Origin of the sequence: Achromobacter ruhlandii (genome assembly GCF_902859695.1) — a bacterium.
In the GTDB taxonomy this organism is placed as follows: domain Bacteria; phylum Pseudomonadota; class Gammaproteobacteria; order Burkholderiales; family Burkholderiaceae_B; genus Achromobacter; species Achromobacter ruhlandii.
Window position 1 is genome coordinate 387,514 of sequence record NZ_CADIJL010000003.1, and the last position, 17,524, is coordinate 405,037.

General features: G+C 67.5%; 18 protein-coding genes. 11 read left to right on the forward strand and 7 right to left on the reverse strand.

The genetic code is table 11. From position 1 onward, the window contains the following. Positions 1 to 180 precede the first annotated feature (180 nt). Positions 181 to 678 carry a ComF family protein gene (locus HV742_RS06185; protein ID WP_367647921.1) on the forward strand — a complete coding sequence of 166 codons (498 nt, stop codon included), beginning with the start codon at positions 181 to 183 and terminating at the stop codon, positions 676 to 678. Between the two features lie 117 nt (positions 679 to 795). Beyond that, on the forward strand, positions 796 to 1,266 hold the full coding sequence (locus tag HV742_RS06190; RefSeq protein WP_054417870.1) for a tRNA (cytidine(34)-2'-O)-methyltransferase: 471 nt from the start codon (positions 796 to 798) through the stop codon (positions 1,264 to 1,266). Between the two features lie 53 nt (positions 1,267 to 1,319). Here HV742_RS06190 and HV742_RS06195 read toward each other — a convergent pair whose 3' ends face one another. Genes HV742_RS06195 through HV742_RS06215 form a run of 5 tightly spaced genes read right to left on the reverse strand, consistent with a single transcriptional unit; the run spans position 1,320 to position 4,743 of the window. Continuing rightward, positions 1,320 to 2,315, reverse strand: a complete 996-nt coding sequence (locus HV742_RS06195) for a Bug family tripartite tricarboxylate transporter substrate binding protein (RefSeq protein WP_049076764.1) — start codon at positions 2,313 to 2,315, stop codon at positions 1,320 to 1,322. 59 nt (positions 2,316 to 2,374) lie between these two features. After that, a complete protein-coding gene (locus HV742_RS06200; protein WP_175144681.1) occupies positions 2,375 to 3,424 on the reverse strand; it encodes an NAD(P)H-dependent glycerol-3-phosphate dehydrogenase in 1,050 nt (349 codons plus the stop codon). Positions 3,425 to 3,442: 18 nt separating this feature from the next. After that, positions 3,443 to 3,976: a protein-export chaperone SecB gene (secB, locus tag HV742_RS06205; protein WP_049076759.1), complete on the reverse strand. Its 534-nt coding sequence runs from the start codon at positions 3,974 to 3,976 to the stop codon at positions 3,443 to 3,445. A 36-nt stretch (positions 3,977 to 4,012) separates the two neighbouring features. After that, positions 4,013 to 4,270 (reverse strand): glutaredoxin 3, encoded by a 258-nt coding sequence (gene grxC / locus HV742_RS06210; RefSeq protein ID WP_068950383.1) that lies wholly within the window; start codon positions 4,268 to 4,270, stop codon positions 4,013 to 4,015. A 50-nt stretch (positions 4,271 to 4,320) separates the two neighbouring features. Beyond that, on the reverse strand, positions 4,321 to 4,743 hold the full coding sequence (locus HV742_RS06215; RefSeq protein WP_049076757.1) for a rhodanese-like domain-containing protein: 423 nt from the start codon (positions 4,741 to 4,743) through the stop codon (positions 4,321 to 4,323). Positions 4,744 to 4,904: 161 nt separating this feature from the next. Here HV742_RS06215 and gpmA point away from each other — a divergent pair, with 161 nt between their 5' ends. The 7 genes from gpmA to HV742_RS06250 all read left to right on the forward strand — a co-directional run bounded on the left by gpmA (position 4,905) and on the right by HV742_RS06250 (position 13,035). Next, positions 4,905 to 5,657, forward strand: a complete 753-nt coding sequence (gene gpmA, locus HV742_RS06220) for a 2,3-diphosphoglycerate-dependent phosphoglycerate mutase (protein ID WP_049076754.1) — start codon at positions 4,905 to 4,907, stop codon at positions 5,655 to 5,657. Between the two features lie 3 nt (positions 5,658 to 5,660). Further along, the gene (locus HV742_RS06225; protein WP_175144682.1) at positions 5,661 to 7,262 is read left to right on the forward strand and encodes a murein hydrolase activator EnvC family protein; all 1,602 of its coding nucleotides are present in this window, start codon (positions 5,661 to 5,663) and stop codon (positions 7,260 to 7,262) included. Positions 7,263 to 7,303: 41 nt separating this feature from the next. Beyond that, positions 7,304 to 8,749 (forward strand): S41 family peptidase, encoded by a 1,446-nt coding sequence (locus tag HV742_RS06230; RefSeq protein WP_049076753.1) that lies wholly within the window; start codon positions 7,304 to 7,306, stop codon positions 8,747 to 8,749. After that, the gene (locus HV742_RS06235) at positions 8,746 to 9,501 is read left to right on the forward strand and encodes a HesA/MoeB/ThiF family protein (RefSeq protein WP_049076750.1); all 756 of its coding nucleotides are present in this window, start codon (positions 8,746 to 8,748) and stop codon (positions 9,499 to 9,501) included. Before HV742_RS06230 ends, HV742_RS06235 begins: the two co-directional genes overlap by 4 nt. Before the next feature lie 129 nt (positions 9,502 to 9,630). Next, positions 9,631 to 10,821: a GGDEF domain-containing protein gene (locus tag HV742_RS06240; RefSeq protein ID WP_049076749.1), complete on the forward strand. Its 1,191-nt coding sequence runs from the start codon at positions 9,631 to 9,633 to the stop codon at positions 10,819 to 10,821. 85 nt (positions 10,822 to 10,906) lie between these two features. Next, positions 10,907 to 11,626, forward strand: a complete 720-nt coding sequence (locus HV742_RS06245; protein ID WP_169535759.1) for a FadR/GntR family transcriptional regulator — start codon at positions 10,907 to 10,909, stop codon at positions 11,624 to 11,626. Beyond that, complete coding sequence (locus tag HV742_RS06250; RefSeq protein ID WP_175144683.1) at positions 11,623 to 13,035, forward strand: FAD-binding oxidoreductase; 1,413 nt, start codon at positions 11,623 to 11,625, stop codon at positions 13,033 to 13,035. The genes HV742_RS06245 and HV742_RS06250 overlap by 4 nt, the downstream gene beginning before the upstream one ends. 321 nt (positions 13,036 to 13,356) lie before the next feature. Here HV742_RS06250 and thiC read toward each other — a convergent pair whose 3' ends face one another. Beyond that, positions 13,357 to 15,270, reverse strand: a complete 1,914-nt coding sequence (gene thiC / locus HV742_RS06255) for a phosphomethylpyrimidine synthase ThiC (protein WP_049076743.1) — start codon at positions 15,268 to 15,270, stop codon at positions 13,357 to 13,359. Between the two features lie 372 nt (positions 15,271 to 15,642). Here thiC and HV742_RS06260 point away from each other — a divergent pair, with 372 nt between their 5' ends. Then, complete coding sequence (locus HV742_RS06260; RefSeq protein ID WP_054417875.1) at positions 15,643 to 16,206, forward strand: SecDF P1 head subdomain-containing protein; 564 nt, start codon at positions 15,643 to 15,645, stop codon at positions 16,204 to 16,206. A gap of 74 nt (positions 16,207 to 16,280) precedes the next feature. On the opposite strand, the gene HV742_RS06265 is transcribed toward HV742_RS06260, so the two are convergent. Next, the gene (locus tag HV742_RS06265; protein ID WP_049076739.1) at positions 16,281 to 16,730 is read right to left on the reverse strand and encodes a helix-turn-helix domain-containing protein; all 450 of its coding nucleotides are present in this window, start codon (positions 16,728 to 16,730) and stop codon (positions 16,281 to 16,283) included. 139 nt (positions 16,731 to 16,869) lie between these two features. Here HV742_RS06265 and HV742_RS06270 point away from each other — a divergent pair, with 139 nt between their 5' ends. Beyond that, positions 16,870 to 17,514, forward strand: a complete 645-nt coding sequence (locus HV742_RS06270; protein WP_231891625.1) for a winged helix-turn-helix domain-containing protein — start codon at positions 16,870 to 16,872, stop codon at positions 17,512 to 17,514. The last annotated feature ends 10 nt before the right edge of the window (positions 17,515 to 17,524 follow it).

The following is a 17,524-nucleotide window of genomic DNA, read 5'->3' on the forward strand; positions in this document are numbered from 1 at the left end:
CCTTGCGATTGCCCCCTATGCGGGGCGCGCGTCGGCGGCGCCCGGCTATGTGAAGGCTGCGAACTCGATCTCGCCGCCGCGTCGCAGACGCCGCCCGATCCGCGCTGTCCTCGTTGCGCCCTTCGGCTGGGCCCGGACGCGCTGCATTGCGCCGCCTGCCTGGCGCGGCCGCCGGCCTTCGTGCGCACGATCGCCGCGTTCGATTACGAACCCCCCGCCGATACGCTGATCCGCCAACTCAAGACCCAGCTGCGGCTGAGCGCGGCGCCGGTGTTGGCGCGCCTGCTGGCGCATGCGGTATGGAGCGACCCGCCGCCCGCGGTGCTGCTGTTGGTGCCGGTGCCGTCCAGCCGCGCGTCGCTGCGCCGGCGCGGCCTGAACCCGGCCGGCGAGATCGCCCGTGGCCTGGCGCAGCACCTTGATTGGCCGCTGCTGCGCGGAACGTTGCTGCGGCGGCGTGAGACCCCACGGCAGACGACCCTGGGACGGCGGGCGCGGCAACAGGGCGCGCAGGGCGTGTTCCACTGCCGGCGGGACCTGTCCGGCCGCGACGTCGGCCTGGTCGATGACGTCATGACCACGGCCAGCACCGCCGATGCCGCCGCGCGCGCCTTGCTGGCGGCGGGGGCGGCCAGCGTGACCGTGCTGGTGGCGGCGCGCACGCCGCGTCCCGATTGATCCTTCGCCGCGCCGGTTCTCGGGCGCGCCGTCGGTGGGTGGTCCAAATCGGCGACAATCGCTGCTGCGCGGCCGTCCCGGACCGCGCGCCTGTCAATGTCTTGCGCGCCTTTTGCCATGTTCCACGTCATCCTCGTCTGTCCCGAGATTCCGCCCAACACGGGCAATGCGATCCGCTTGTGCGCCAATACCGGCGCCCAATTGCATCTGGTGCGCCCGTTGGGATTCGAGCTGGATGACGCCCGCATGCGGCGGGCGGGACTGGATTACCACGAATGGCAGCCGGTGCGGGTGCACGATTCCTTGCCGGAAGCGCTGGCGGATACCGGGGCGGCAGCCTCGCATATCTATGCATTGACGACTCACGCGCAGCGTAGCGTCGGGGATGTGCGGTTCGAAGCGGGCGACGTGTTCGTGTTCGGGCGCGAGAGCGCCGGACTGTCGGAAGCGCATCACGCGATGTTCGCGCCGCAGCAGCGGTTGCGGCTGCCGATGCGGGCGGGGCAGCGGAGCTTGAACCTGTCCAACGCGGTGGCAGTGACGGTTTTCGAAGCCTGGCGCCAGCTGGGCTACGAAGGGGGCGTCTGAGGCCCCGCTCGGCGAGCCGATTGACGGGCTCGCCGGCGTGGCTTGCCGCGCAATCAGTCGAGCGACAGGTTCAGCTTCTGGATGACTTGGTCCCAGCGCGCCTTTTCGTCCCGGATGCGGACGGTCAGGGCCTCGGGGGTGGAGGCGGCCGGCGTGAAGTATTGCAGCGCCATCTGCTTGCGGACCGTGTCGCTGTTGATGATGCGGGTCAGTTCGCTGTTCAGGCGCTCGATGATGGGCATCGGCGTTTCGGCGGGGGCCAGGATGGCGTTCCAGGAGATGGCTTCGAAATCGGGGTAGCCCTGTGAAGCCATGGTGGGGACGCCGGGCAGGGTGTCGCTGGGCTGCAGGCTGGTGACGGCGAGGATCTTGACCTTGCCGTCGCGGGTCTGGGGCACGGCGATGGCGGGGACCATGAAGCCGGCCTGGATGTCGCCGCCGATGATGGCGCTGATGACCTGCGGGAAGCCGGCGTAAGGGATGTGCGCCATGTCGATGCCGGCGCGCTCCTTGAACATTTCCATGGCCAGGTGGGCCGAGCTGCCGGGGCCGACGGAGCCGTAGTTCAGCGAGCTGCCGTGCTCCTTCACCATGCGCACGAAATCCTGCACCGAGTTCACATTCCTCAGATTGCCCGGCACGGTCAGCACGTTGGGGCTGGTGCCGACCAGCGTCACGGGCGCCAGGTCGAGCAGCGGGTCGTAGCCCAGTGTCTTCTTGTAGAGCGTGGGGGCGGTGACCAGCGGGCCGTTGATCGTGTAGAGCAGGGTGTAGCCGTCCGGCTTGGCCTGGGCGACGATGCGGGTGCCGATGTTGCCGCCCGCGCCGGGCTTGTTGTCGACGACGATGGGCTGGCCCAGCGCCTGCGACAGCGGTTCGGAGATGGTGCGCGCCAGGATATCGGGCGAGGAGCCGGGCGGGAACGGTACCACCAGATGGATGGGGCGTTCGGGCCAATCGGCGTGGGCGGCGGCGGGCAGGATGGCCGCCAGGCTCAGGCACAGGCCGCGCAGCAGGCGGCCGACCCGGAACTTGCGGGTATGCGTCATGAAGGATGTCTCCAGGGTGTCGGGCGTGGTGTTGTTATGGGGTGGAAGACCCGCGAGCGTCAGGTGTCGTCGCCGTGTTCGTCGCGGGCGTTGCGCGCCAGCAGCGCGGACACCGCCGTCATGGGCGCGACGCCCTCGAACAGGACGGCGCACACGGCTTCGGTGATGGGCAGTTCGACGTTGATGGCGCGCGCGCGCTCCAGCGCGGCGCGGGCGCAGCGCACGCCTTCGGCGGTGACGCCGCTGGCCAGGATGTCGGCCAGCTTGCGGCCGGCGCCGATTTCCAGTCCGACGCGGCGATTGCGTGACAGTTCGCCGGTCGCGGTCAGCACGAGGTCGCCCAGGCCGGTCAGGCCGGCGAAGGTTTCGGGCCGCGCGCCGAGCGCAACGCCAAAGCGGGTCATCTCGGCCAGGCCGCGGGTGATGAGCGCGGCGCGGGCATTGGTGCCCAGCGCCAGGCCGTCGCCAATGCCGCAGGCCACCGCGATGACGTTCTTGAGCGCGCCGCCCATTTCGACGCCGACCAGGTCGCTGCTGGCGTAGACGCGCAGCGCGGCGCCGTGCAGCGCTTGGGTGGTGGCGGCCCGCAAGTCGGCGTTGTCGCTGGCGACAGTGAGCGCCACCGGCAGGCCCTGGGCCACTTCACGGGCAAAGGAGGGGCCCGACAGGACGCCGCCGATGGCGTCGGGCAGGGCTTCGCGCACGATTTCATGCGGCAGCCGCGCCGTGTCGGCTTCAAAACCTTTGCAGGTCCAGACGATGGGGGTGTCGCGCAGGCCCAGGGCGGGCAGGCGGTGTGCCAATTCGGCGCAGGTGGCGGCCAGGCCGGCCACCGGGACGCCCAGGATGATCAATCCCGCCGCGCCGTCCTGCTTGAGGCTGCGCAGGGTCGAGTCGAGATCGGAGGAAACGGTGAGGGCCTGCGGCAGCGGGATGCCGGGCAGGTAGCGCGCGTTTTCGTGGCGGGCGGCCATGTCGGCGGCCTGCGCCGGATCGCGCGCCCAGAGTACGGTGGGGTGGCGGCGGCTCGCGGCCGCCGCCAGCGCGGTGCCCCAGCTGCCCGCGCCCAGGACGGCAACGCGCAGGCTGGGCGAGGTGGGCTGGTTCATGGAGCGCCGCGGTGCGCCTTATTGGCGGGTGGCGCTGGCGGGCAGGATGATGCCCGAGTCGCTGCCGTTGCCGTTGGCATTGCTTTGCTGCTGTTGCAGTTCGGCCAGGCGCTGCTCGTACAGGGCCTGGAAGTTGACTTCGGTCAGGTGCAGCGGCGGCATCGAGGTGCGGGTGATCGCATCGGCGATGTTGGCGCGCAGGTACGGGTACAGCATCGTCGGGCAGACGATGCCCAGCAGCGGGTCGAGCTGTTCTTCGGGAATGTTGGCGGCTTCGAAGATGCCGGCCTGGGTGCCTTCGACCAGGTACACGACCTTGTCATTGACACGGGTGGTGACGGTGACCGTGACCGTGGTTTCGAACACGGTTTCGGCCAGGCGCTGGCCGCCCACGGTGATGCTCACTTCGACCTGGGGGGCTTCTTGCTCCAGGAAGACGTGGGGCGCGTTCGGCATTTCCAGCGAAAGGTCTTTCAGGTAGACGCGCTGCAGATTGAACGAGGGCGCGTCGTTGCCGCCTTCTTGCTGGGTGTTTTGGTCTTGATCAGCCATGAGTGTTTCCGTTGGTGGGAGGGGCAAAAAGGGGCGTTAGCCGTTGAGCAATGGGGCCAGGCCGCCCGAGCGGTCCAGCGCCATCAGGTCGTCGCAACCGCCGACGTGGGTATCGCCGATGAAGATCTGCGGTACCGTGCGCCGGCCGGTGCGTTCGATCATGCGATCGCGCTGGCCGGGCTCGCGGTCGATCTGGATGATCTCCAGGTCGGTCACGCCGCGCTGCTCCAGCAGCGCCTTGGCGCGGGCGCAATAGGGACAATAGTCCTTGCTGTACATGACAACTTTATTCATAGGCGCTCCAGGCGGATTCTGTCGATAAGATGGGGGCGCGTCGCCCGGGTTCAACCCTTCTGGGTAACCGGCAGGCTGGCGGCCAGCCAGGCGCGCATGCCGCCCTCGAGCGGCACGACGTCGGCGAAGCCCTGCGCGCGCAGCTTGGCGGCGGCGCGGGCGGAATCACGGCCATTGTCGCAAACCACGACCAGCGGCTTGTTCTTGGGCAGCGAGGCGGCCTTTTGTTCCAGGTCGGCGGCCGGCACGCTGCGGGCCTGGGCGATGTGGCCGGCCTGGAACTGTTCGGCGGGGCGCACGTCGACCCACACGGCCTGGCGCTGGTTGACCATCTGGATGGCTTCCGTGGTGCTCACGGCCGAGCCGGTGCGGCCCTTGCGCAGGGCGGGAATGGCCAGCATGACGCCGGAAACGAGGGTTACGGCGACAATGAAGATGTTGTTTTTATCGAGCAAGAATTGCAGAAGGTCCACGGGGCATCCTGAAGTGCGGCGTCTAGCCTGGTAAGGGCGAACCCTGACGCGCCGCGCCGCGAAATTGACGGGTGCGCCGGGGCAAAATCAAGGGCAAAATCGCTCAATTATAAAATGAGCGCATTCCGCAACTTTAACCCGCGTTACACGCCTGCCAAACCATGCACAAACTCGTTCTCATGCGCCACGGCGAAAGCCAGTGGAATCTGGAAAACCGCTTCACCGGCTGGACCGACGTCGACCTGACCGAAACCGGCCGTGAACAGGCCCGCAAGGCGGGTGAACTGCTCAAGAAGGAAGGCTACACCTTCGATCTGGCCTACTCGTCGGTGCTCAAGCGCGCCATCCGCACCCTGTGGATCGCCCTGGACGCCATGGACGCCATGTATACCCCGGTGGGCGTGAACTGGCGCCTGAACGAGCGCCACTACGGCGCCCTGCAGGGGCTGAACAAGGCGGAAACCGCCGCCAAGTACGGCGACGAGCAGGTGCTGATCTGGCGCCGCGCCTACGCCATCGCGCCGGAACCCCTGTCGCTGGACGACGAGCGCCACCCGCGCTTTGACAGCCGCTATGCCAAGATCCCGGCCGACCAGTTGCCGGCCACCGAGTGCCTGAAGGACACCGTGGCGCGCGTGCTGCCGTTCTGGAACGAATCCATCGCCCCGGCCATCCGCGCCGGCCGCAAGGTGCTCATCGCGGCCCACGGCAACAGCCTGCGCGCGCTCATCAAGCACCTGGACAACGTGTCCGACGACGACATCGTCAACCTGAACATCCCCACCGGCCAGCCGCTGGTGTACGAATTGGATGATGACCTGCGTCCCATCCGCCACTATTATCTGGGCGATGCCGCCGAGATCGAGGCGGCCATGGCCGCCGTCGCGGCCCAGGGCAAGGCGAAGAAGGACTGATACATGGTGCGCAAGGCGGGATGGTTGTTGGCGGTCATGCTGGCCGGCGGAGCGCTGCCGGCGGGCGCCGCGCCCAACGATCTCGCCGGCCGCCAGTCCGAAGCCGAAAGGCAGCAGGCGCAGCTGCGCGACCGCATCGAGAACCTGCAAAAGGATATCGATACGCGCGAAGCGGCCCGCAAGGAAGCCGCCGACGCCCTGAAGCAGTCGGAATCGGCGATCTCCCGAATCAACCTGCGCCTGAAGGAACTGGCCGACGCCAACCGCCAGGCGACCACCGACCTGTCCGGCCTGGAAAAGCAGATCACCGCCCAGCAGGCTGTGCTGGCCAAGCGCCGCGTCGAACTGGCGGACCAACTGCGTACCCAGTACACCAGCGGCCTGTCGCCCTGGACAGCGCTGCTGTCGGGCGACGATCCCCAGGTGCTGGGGCGCAACCTCGGCTATCTGGACTATGTATCCCAGGCCCGTGCCCGCGCCGTCGAGGCCTTGCGGGCCGATATCGACCGCCTGGCGGCGCTGCAGGGGCGCGCTGACGCCCGCCGCGCCGAAATCGAAAAGCTGGTGGCGGAGACCTCCGAGCAGAAAACCGCCCTGGTCGCCCAGCAAAAGGAACGCGCCACGCTGCTGGCGCAGCTGGAAGGCCAGATCGCCGCCCAGCGCGCCGAAGCCAACAAATTGGGTCGCGACGATCAGCGACTCTCGCGCCTGATCACCGACCTGGACGCGGCCATCGTCAAGCAGGCCGAAGAGGCCCGCAAGGCCGAAGAGGCGCGCCGCCGCGCCGAGGAAGCCCGCAAGGCAGAGGAGGCCCGCCGCGCCGAAGAAGCCCGCAAGAAGGCCGAAGCCGACCGCCGCGCCGAGGAGGCCCGCAGGAAGGCCGAGGCCGACCGCAAGGCGGCCGCCGACAAGGCCGCGGCCGACAATGCCCGTCGCGACCGCAATGCGCGCGAGGCCCGCGAGGCCGCCGAAGCGCGCGAACAGGTCGAGGCCGCGTCGCGCCAGGCGCGGGGGCCCGTGGCCGTGGCCGATCCGGACGCCGCTGGCCTGCGCCCGGCCGATACCCGCCATACCCGCCTGACCGGGCAGGCCGAGGCGCCGCCTCCGGTAAAACCCGCGGATCCCCCCAAAAAGGCGGAACCCGTGGAGGCGGAATCCACTCCAACCCGTACTGCATCGGTCCAGCAGACCCCGCGCGCCGCGCCGGCAGGCGGCGGCAACGGGCTGCGCCACGGGTTGGCGGCGCCGGTGCGTGGCCAGGTGCAGGGCCGTTTCGGGGTCGATCGCCCGGACGGCGGCGTCTGGCGCGGCATCGTGCTGCGCGCGCCCGAGGGAACCCCCGTGAAGGTGGTGGCCCCCGGCACGGTGGTCTATGCCGATTGGCTGAGAGGCTTCGGCAACCTCATCATTGTGGATCATGGCCAGCAATATCTGACCGTCTATGCTTACAACCAAAGTCTGCTCAAACGGGTGGGCGATTCCGTCGCGGCGGGGGATACTATTGCTTCGGTAGGCGCAACCGGCGGCCAAGTGGAATCCGGCCTATACTTTGAAATTCGCCATCGCGGCGCTCCTGTGGATCCAGCCCAGTGGCTGGCCCAGTAAGCCAAAAACCCTCAAGGGCGAAAACCATTCGGGAAGTGTGCATGAGCACTCGCAAGTTTCGCGGTTTCGGTCTGATTGCCATCGGTGCGGTGGCAGGTGTCCTGCTCAGCGTGGGCGTCACCGCTGTCGCCCAGCGCGGCAGTCCCTTGCCGCTGGATGAACTCAGGCAACTGAGCAACGTCTTCGCCGCCATCAAGAACAACTACGTCGAGTCGGTGGACGACAAGACGCTGATCGACAATGCCATTTCCGGCATGGTGTCGAACCTGGACCCGCATTCCGCTTACCTGGATGCCGACGCCTTCCGCGAAATGCAGACGGCCACGCAGGGTGAGTTCGGCGGCCTGGGCATCGAGGTCGGCGCCGAAGACGGCTTCGTCAAGGTCATCTCGCCCATCGAAGACACCCCCGCCGCGCGCGCGGGCGTCATGGCCGGCGACCTCATCATCAAGATCGACGACACGCCCACCAAGGGCATGTCGCTGAACGACGCCGTCAAGCTCATGCGCGGCGCGCCCAAGTCGCCCATCACGCTGACCATCATGCGCGCCGACCGGCCGCAGCCGATCGTGCTCAAGATCGTGCGCGACATCATCAAGGTGCGCAGCGTGCGCAGCAAGATGCTGGACAACGGCGTGGCCTACGTGCGCATCGCCCAGTTCCAGGAGAAGACCGGCGTCGACCTGGCCAAGCAGCTCAAGGACCTGGGCGCCAAGGAAGCGCCCAAGGGCCTGGTGCTCGACCTGCGCAATGACCCGGGCGGCCTGCTGACCAGCGCCATCGGCGTGTCCGGCGCGTTCCTGCCGGCCGACGCCCTGGTGGTGTCGACCGACGGCCGCACCCCTGACGCGCGCCACAAGTACCTGGCGACCCCGTCGGAATACGCCCGCGGCGAAAGCAACTACCTGTCGGGCCTGCCGGCCTGGACCAAGACCGTGCCGATGGTGGTGCTGGTCAACGTCGGTTCGGCCTCGGCTTCCGAGATCGTGGCCGGCGCGCTGCAGGACCACAAGCGCGCCAAGGTGCTGGGCAACCGCACCTTCGGCAAGGGCTCGGTGCAGGTGATCCTGCCGCTGTCGGAAACCACCGCGGTCAAGCTCACCACGTCGCGCTACTTCACGCCCAGCGGCCGTTCGATCCAGGCCACCGGCATCGAGCCCGACTACGTCGTGGCCGACACCGCCGATGGCGACCTGTTCCGCCTGCCGCGCGAAGCCGACCTGCAACGCCACCTGTCGAACCCGGGCACGGCCAACGAAGTGAAGTCCAACTCGGACCAGGACAACGTCGACGTGCCGACCAAGGTGTTCGAATTCGGCGGCAAGGATGACTTCCAGCTGCAGCAGGCGATCAACCTGCTGGCCGGCAAGCCGGTGCAGAAGGGTTCGGCCCGCGCCCAGGCCAAGGCCGACGCCAAGCCCGGCGCCGGCACCGCCCAGCGCATGAAGATCACGCCGACCGGAGTCGAGCCCAGCAAGGACAAATGAACGACGAGCAACTGCTGCGCTACGCCCGCCATATCCTGCTCGACGAGCTGGGTATCGAAGGGCAGGAAAGACTGCTGGCGGCGCGAGTGCTTATCGTAGGGGCGGGTGGACTGGGGTCGCCCGCCGCGCTCTACCTGGCCACCGCCGGCGTCGGCGACATCACGCTGGCCGATGACGACGTCGTCGAACTCAGCAACCTGCAGCGCCAGATCCTGCACACCACTTCCAGCGTGGGCCGGCCCAAGGCCGAGTCCGGGCGCGACATGCTGGCGGCTTTCAATCCGCAGACCCGCGTGCATGCCCGTGTCGAGCGGCTGCAGGGCCAGGCCCTGTCCGACGCGGTGGCGCAGGCCGACCTGGTGCTGGACTGCACCGACAATTTCACCACTCGCCACGCCATCAACCGCGCCTGCGTGCAGCATCGCAAGCCGCTGGTGTCGGGCGCCGCCATCCGCTTCGACGGCCAGGTCAGCGTCTACGACCTGCGCGACCCGGACGCGCCGTGCTACCACTGCCTGTTTCCCGAGGCAGACGACGTCGAGGAAGCCAACTGTGCCACCATGGGCGTGTTCGCGCCGGTGGTCGGCATCATCGGCAGCATGCAGGCGGCCGAGGCCCTCAAGCTGTTGTCCGGCGTGGGTGAAAGCCTGTCGGGGCGGCTGCTGTGGCTGGACGTGCGCACCATGCAATGGCGCAGCGTCAACGTGCAGCGCGACCCTGAATGCGCCGTTTGCGGCGCCCGCGGGCACTGACGTCGCGTTATTCCGTCCCTCAAAAATCCGTCGGCCATTGCCTTCGCGGACAATATTAAAGGCTTGAAATACCTGCTATAACGCCAGCCAGCCTACCGCTCAAGGGCAGGCAGCTTTGGACGTAACGGTGTGGACACAGGATTGAGCTTCAGCCTGCCCAAGTGGCGGCTGACCCGTTGGCTGACGCATTCCGGGCAGGATACGCCCGCGGATATCCGCGCCGCCCTGATCGCCAGTCTGTTCGGCACCTTGCCGATTTTCGCGGGCGGCGTCATCAACACCCTGATGATCTCCGGCGTGGTGGCCTGGCGCCGGCCCGAGCCGCTCTATCTCTCCTGGCTGATACTCGAGGTTCTGCTGGCCGTGGTGCGCGTCACCGTGCTGCGCTCGGCCCTGCGCAATGCCGCCCGCGGCGGCAACACCCACACCGACATCTACATCGTGCTGGCCCTGCTGTGGGCCTTCAGCGTCGGTTACGGGGTCTTCGTCACTTTCCTCAATCACGACTGGCTGGCCGCCACGCTGGCGGGCGTGTCCTGCGGCGCGATGGCCGGCGGCATCTGCTTTCGCAACTACGGCGCGCCACGGCTGGTGGCGGCGATGATCTTCCTGAGCCTGGGGCCGATGTGCCTGGGCGCGCTGTTCGCCGGCGAATACGTCACCGCCATCGTTTTCATCCAGATTCCGTTCTACCTGGTCAGCATGAGCATCGCCTCGCAACGGCTGCGGCGCATCCTGGTGTCCACCATGCTCGCCGAGCGCGAGAACGAACGCCGCGCCAGCCAGGACGCCCTGACCGGCCTGGCCAACCGCGCCGGGCTAGAAGCCGCGCTCGAGCGTATCTGCACCAGCGCGCGCGAGCACGACAGCGCCGCCGCGCTGTTCTACATGGACATGGATGACTTCAAGATCATCAACGACACCCATGGCCATGCCGCCGGCGACCACGTCCTGAAGACCATTGCGCAACGCATGCGTGCCATGCTGCGCGTCGATGACGTCGCCGCCCGCATCGGCGGCGATGAATTCATCGTGCTGGCCACCGGCATCGACGCCACCGCCGCGCTGCGGCTGGGCAACCACCTGCTGCATGACGCCAGCCAGCCCATCGTGCTGGCCGATGGCACCCGCGTCAGCGTCGGGCTGTCGATCGGCATTTCGATCATCTCCGGCGCCAATCGCAAGGCCCAGGCAGTGCTCGATTCCGCCGATGCCGCGCTGTACCGCGCCAAGGCGCGCGGCGGCCGCCGCTGTTCGGTGGCGGGCCTGCCGGACGCCGAGGACGTGCTCCAGGCCGGCGACGCCACCGCAGTGGCCTGAGTCGTCTCCGCACGGGGGCAAAAGCCGGCCCGCTTCATCAAAAGTTATCAGATAACCTGAAAAGTATGCGCTATACTCGATCGCTATGCTGACCAAGAGCCTGACCCTGACCGAACAGGTCGCCCGCCAGATCGCGGGCGACATCGCCCATGGGGTCTATCCCGTGGGCGCCAAGCTGCCATCCGGCCGCGTCCTGGCCGAACAGTACGGCGTCAGTGCCGCCGTCATTCGCGAAGTCACCGAACGCCTGCGCGCGCAGGGCCTGATCCAGAGCCGCCAGGGTTCGGGTTGCGTGGTGCTGGCGCGCACCGGCGCGCAGGGCTTCCAGGTGCCCGCCGATATCGCCGTCAGCCGCGAGCAATTGGCCAATGTCTACGAACTGCGCATGGAACTGGAAGGGGGCGCGGCGGCGCTGGCGGCCGAGCGCCGCGGCGCCGCCGACCTGGACGCCATGGCGCGCGCCCTGGCCGACCTGGAACGCCACCAGCACCATCCCGAACACGGGGTCGAGCATGACATCGCCTTTCACCTGGCGATCGCGGCGGCAACCCACAACCCCTTCTACCAGGACCTGCTGCAATACCTGAACCTGCAGTTGCGCCTGGCCGTCACCACCGCGCGCGCCAACAGCCGCCAGTTGGCGGGCATGACCGATGCCGTGCACCACGAGCACGTCGCCGTGTTCGAGGCCATCCGCGAGCGGGATGCCCCGCGCGCGCGTCTCATGGCCGAAAGCCACCTGCGCCAGGCGGCCAGCCGCCTGCGCCTAGATTCCCTCTTTCCCGCCTCCAGGCAGACATCATGAGCACAACCGACATCGCCCAGCGCCTGGTCCAGGCCCTGGGTACCGACACCGTCTTCACCGCCAGCGACGATATCGCGCCCTGGCTGTCCGACTGGCGCGGCCTGTACAACGGCCACGCCCAGGCGGTGGTCCGTCCGCGCACCACCGCCGAGGTCGCCGCCTGCCTGTCGCTCTGCAACGAAGCCGGCGTGCCGGTGGTGCCGCGCGGCGGCAATACCGGCCTGTGCGGCGGCGCCACGCCCGATGCCGCGCCCGCCAACGTCGTGTTGAGCCTGGACCGCATGAACGGCGTGCGCGCCATCGATACCGTCGCCAACACCATGGTCGCCGAAGCCGGCTGCATCCTCGGCAACCTGCGCCGCGCCGCGCAGGATGCCGGCCGCCTGCTGCCGTTGAGCCTGGCCGCCGAAGACTCCAGCCAGATCGGCGGCAACGTCGCCACCAATGCCGGCGGCGTCAACGTGGTGCGCTACGGCATGGCGCGCGAGCTGGTGCTGGGCCTGGAAGCGGTGCTGCCCAACGGCGAGATCTTCAACGGCCTGCGCACGCTGCGCAAGGACAATACCGGCTACGACCTCAAGCAACTGCTGATCGGCTCCGAAGGCACGCTCGGCATCATCACGGCCGTGGCGCTGCGCCTGTATCCGCGCACCGATGTGCGTTCGGTGGTGCTGGCCGCCGTCGAATCGCCGGCCCAGGCGCTGCGGCTGTTCGAGATCCTGTTCGAGCAATGCGGCGCGCGCCTGCAGGCCTTCGAGTATTTCTCCGGCGACTGCCTCGACCTGGTCCTGACCCACGCCGCGGGCGTGCAGGAACCGTTCGACCAACGCTATCCGGCCTATGTGCTGGTCGAACTGGCCGACACCGCCGACGAAGCGGCGCTGACGGCGCTGCTGGAAAATGTGATCGGCACCGCGCTCGAGCGCGGCCTGTGCCTGGATGCCGCCGTCTCCGCGTCGCTGGCGCAGTTGCAGGCGCTATGGAAGCTGCGCGAGGAAATCTCCGAAGCGCAACGCGCCGATGGCCCGCACCTGAAGCACGATGTGTCGCTGCCCATCGAGAGCATTCCCGATTTCATGGCGTCGGCCGAAGCCCGCGTGCGCGCGCTGTACCCGGACATCCGCCCCTTCATCTTCGGCCATTTCGGGGACGGCAATCTGCATTACAACCTGTCGCGCCCCGCTGGCGCCGAGCGCGGCTGGGTGGCCGAACACGGCGCCGCCATCACCGACGCGGTCCTGGACGAGGTCAACCGCTACGGCGGCAGCATCAGTGCCGAGCACGGGATCGGGCAGCTGAAGCGGGATCATTTCCTGCATAGCAAGGACGCGCTGGAGTTGCGGTTGATGCGGGAAATCAAGCGGGTCCTGGATCCCAAGGGGATCATGAATCCGGGGAAGTTGCTGTAAGAAGGGCTTGTTGGCGGGGGGGGCGGCGCTTCGTAGGTCGCCTCTCGATCGGGCGGACCCGATGGCGGGCGCCCACGACTGCGGTCCGGAGCGTTCGCTCCGGACTGCCCCTGCCTCATCCTCGTCCTCGCCTTCGGATTCCATCGGGCGCCTCAAGAATCCAACCCTCGCAACCCAAGATCAGACCAACTCCGCAAAAAAACACCACGGATAACAAAAAAAGGCCTGGAGCAACGCATCCAGGCCTTTCATATCGCCCCAAGTCCACCAAACCGCCGCCATCAGCGACCAGCCCGGCAAAGGCAAAATCCGTTCAGAAGATCACTGCCGGTGGTAAACCTCGGCGCCCTTCTTCACGAACTCGATCGACTTCTCCTGCATGCCTTTTTGCAGCGCTTCCTTCTCGCTCACGCCTTGCGACGCCGCGTAGTCGCGCACGTCCTGCGTGATCTTCATGCTGCAGAAATGCGGCCCGCACATCGAGCAGAAGTGCGCCACCTTCATCGAGTCCTTCGGCAGCGTCTCGTCGTGGAACTCCTTGGCCGTGTCCGGATCCAGGCCCAGGTTGAACTGGTCGTCCCAACGGAACTCGAAGCGCGCCTTCGACAAGGCGTTGTCGCGGATCGCCGCGCCCGGATGGCCCTTGGCCAGGTCCGCCGCATGCGCCGCGATCTTGTACGTGATGATGCCGTCCTTCACGTCCTTCTTGTTCGGCAGCCCCAGGTGCTCCTTGGGCGTCACGTAACAGAGCATCGCCGTGCCGTACCAGCCGATCAGCGCCGCGCCGATGCCCGAGGTGATGTGGTCGTAGCCCGGCGCGATGTCGGTCGTCAGGGGGCCCAGCGTGTAGAACGGCGCCTCGTGGCAATGTTCCAGCTGCAGCTCCATGTTTTCCTTGATCATCTGCATCGGCACGTGGCCGGGGCCTTCGATCATCACCTGCACATCGTGCTTCCAGGCCACCTGCGTCAGCTCGCCCAGCGTCTTCAGTTCCGCGAACTGGGCTTCGTCGTTGGCGTCATAGCCCGAGCCCGGACGCAGGCCGTCGCCCAGCGAGAAGCTGACGTCGTAGGCCTTCATGATTTCGCAGATTTCCTCGAAGCGCTCGTACAGGAAGCTTTCCTTGTGGTGCGCCAGACACCATTTGGCCATGATCGAGCCGCCGCGCGAGACGATGCCCGTCATGCGGTCCGCCGTCATGGGGATGAACGGCAGGCGCACGCCGGCGTGGATCGTGAAGTAGTCCACGCCCTGTTCGGCCTGCTCGATCAGCGTGTCGCGGAAGATCTCCCAGGTCAGTTCCTCGGCCTTGCCGTCGACCTTTTCCAGTGCCTGATAGATCGGCACCGTGCCGATCGGCACCGGCGAATTGCGGATGATCCATTCACGCGTTTCGTGGATGTGCTTGCCCGTCGACAGATCCATGACCGTGTCGCCGCCCCAGCGGATCGCCCAGGTCATCTTCTCGACTTCCTCGCCGATGCCCGAACTGACGGCCGAGTTGCCGATGTTGGCGTTGATCTTGACCAGGAAATTGCGGCCGATCGCCATCGGCTCGACTTCCGGGTGGTTGATGTTGGCGGGAATGATGGCGCGGCCGCGCGCGATTTCGTCGCGCACGAATTCCGGCGTGATGGCGGCCGGGATGGCGGCGCCGAACGACTGGCCCGGGTGCTGGCGCAGCAGGCGCTTGACCATCTTCTCGCCGTCCGGACCGCTGTCGCGCAGCGTCTGCAGGTAGTGCTCGCGGCGCAGGCTTTCGCGGATCGCCACGTACTCCATTTCGGGCGTGATGATGCCGCGGCGCGCGTAGTGCATCTGCGAGACGTTGGCGCCGGCCACGGCGCGGCGCGGCGGGCGTTGCAGGTCAAAGCGCATGGCCGTCAGCTTGGGATCGGTCAGGCGTTGCTTGCCGTACTCGCTGGTCGGGCCGGACAGCACTTCCGTGTCGCCGCGCTCATCGATCCAGGCGCGGCGCACTTCCGGCAGGCCGCGGCGGATGTCGATCTTGACGTCGGGGTCGGTGTAGGGGCCGCTGCAATCGTAGACGGTCAGCGGCGGGTTCTTTTCGCCGCCGAACATGGTGGGCGTGTCGTCCTGCTCGATCTCGCGGAACGGGACGCGGATGTCGGGACGGGAACCGACCTCGTAGACCCGGCGGGATTTGGGCAACGGGGCGACCGCGGCCGCGTCGACTTCGGCGGTGGCGGCCAGGAATTTGGGATTGGCGTTCATGGAAAGCTCCAAGCGAATGGTTTGGAGCCGATCGGGAATGGACTCCCGCCATGCGGGCATGGCGGGAATACGGCTCCCAGCATCGGCATTATCCGTACTGGTACGAAGGGACTCTCTCAACACGTCGGGCCGTTCGGCGCGACGAGTACCCCTGCGCGAAAGCGAAGTATAGAGCCTGCCCGGCCGCCACGCGAATGCGGGTCGATGCTGCACCGCCGCAGCGCGGTCGCCGGGACGACCTGGGGCGGCTGGTAGTACCGGTTTACATTTGGAATCAGACTGCGGAGACAGTGCCATATAGGTTCTGTACACTTTTTCTCGTCAGCCGGCGGTCCGTCCGCAGGCCCCAGTCCACTCAAGAAGGAAACGAGCATGCAACTGACCCTACGCAAATTGGCGCCCGCCCTGGTGGTCATGACCCTTGCGCTTGCGGGTTGCAAGACCGCCCCGACCAAATCCGGCGCCGCCGCCACGCCCGACGCGACGGGCCAGCAGCAGCCGTCCGCGCAGCAGCCCGCCACCGCATCGGTGGTCGAGTTCTATGTGGCCCAGACCCAGTCCGCCCCGGGCCTGGTCGAAGTGAGCCTGCCCGACGGCAAGCTGTACATGCAACAGCAGCCCGTGCTGACGCGCGCCGACCTGACCGAAGCCGCCGCGCTGGTCGATCGCCAGGGCGCCAACTTCGTCGGACTGCGTTTCTCCGAAGCTGGCGCGCGCAAGCTCAATGACGTCAGCAGCCAGAACGTCGGCAACATGCTGGCGCTGGTGATCGACCGCGAACTGATCGCCGCGCCGCGTATCGGCGAACCGCTGAACCGTGGCGTGCTGGCCTTCGGCGTGCCCTCGGCCCAGGCCGCTTCCGACATCGCCGCCAAGATCCGTGGCGAAAGCGCCCCGCCCGCCGGAGGCGCCGCGCCGGCGCCCGCCAAGCCCTGAGCGGCGCAGGCACAAAAAAAGCCCGGCGATGCCGGGCTTTTTTTATCCCACTGACGACCGAGGGCCGGGGCGGGTCAGGACTTGCGGCCGCGTGGCTTGATGCCGCGGCGCGCCTGGGCCGATTCGATGAAGGTCTGCGTCAGCGCTTCGAGCGTGTTCCGGTCGTCCGCCGTCAGCGTATCGAACTGTGCCGGCGAGATGTTGGGATAGGGCCATGGGGCCAGCGGACGCGCGCGCCGCGTCATGCCGCGTGGCAACGGTTCGGACACGCCGGTGGCCGGCAGCGTGTCGCTCAGGTCGTAGCTTTCCATGGGCAGTTCCATGGGGCCCTTGCCCGTCTCCAGCCATTCGAGTTCCACCTTCAGGACCTGCGCCAACTTGCGCAGTGAACGGCTCGAATGCCGCAGCCCGCTCTCATAGCTGCCGATCGCGCTCTGCGACAGGCGGGCCATGCGCGCGAGGGTTTTCTGCGTGTAGCCACGCAGAAGACGGGCGTGCTTCAGTCGGTCTGAAAAAGTTTTCACGCGTCGATTGAAGCTTGCACCGTAGGTACTTTGGTGGATATAAATATTACTTAAGTGATAACTTCGGAAAGGCAGTGCCATGCAGGAAAGAGGTTACGTCCTGGTCGTGCAACTTGGTGGAATGCCATGCAATAAGTTCGTGCATACCTTGCGCCAATTCCAGTGGGAGGTCGGTCTGTGCCGCTCCCCGGATGGGGTGTTGGCCCGCTTGCGCAACGAGCCCGCTGACGTGGTGGTGTTACGGGGCTCGGCCGACAATCTGACTGAACTGATCGCCGCGTTGCGCCGCGCCTCACCCAACTGCGCGGTGGTCTGGCAATCGCCCGACGACTCACCCCAGGCGCGCATCGCCGCGCTTGATGCCGGTGCGCACGTTTGCGTGCCGGCGCAGGCCAACATCCCGGAATGGGATGCCGTGCTGCGCAACCAGATCCGTTGCCAGCATCCCGCCGCGGATGCCATGCCGCGCTGGCGTGTCGATGGCCGCGCCCGGATGTTGTCAGGGCCGGCGGGAGAACGCCTGCCCCTTACCAATACCGAACGCGCCTTCTTCGTCAGCCTGCTGAACGCGCCGCACCAATGCCTGCCGCGCGAGGGCTTCTTCCCCGATGCCACGCGCGACCCGATGGACGGCGCGCGGCGCGTCGACGTGTTGGTCTCGCGCCTGCGCTCCAAGGCGCGCCGGCTCAACATCGACCTGCCGGTGCTGGCGGTGCGCGGATGGGGGTATATGTTGATGCCGCAAGGGGCGCCGCCCGGCCTGGGCGCGGTCGGGCAGGACTAGGCCCCCGCTT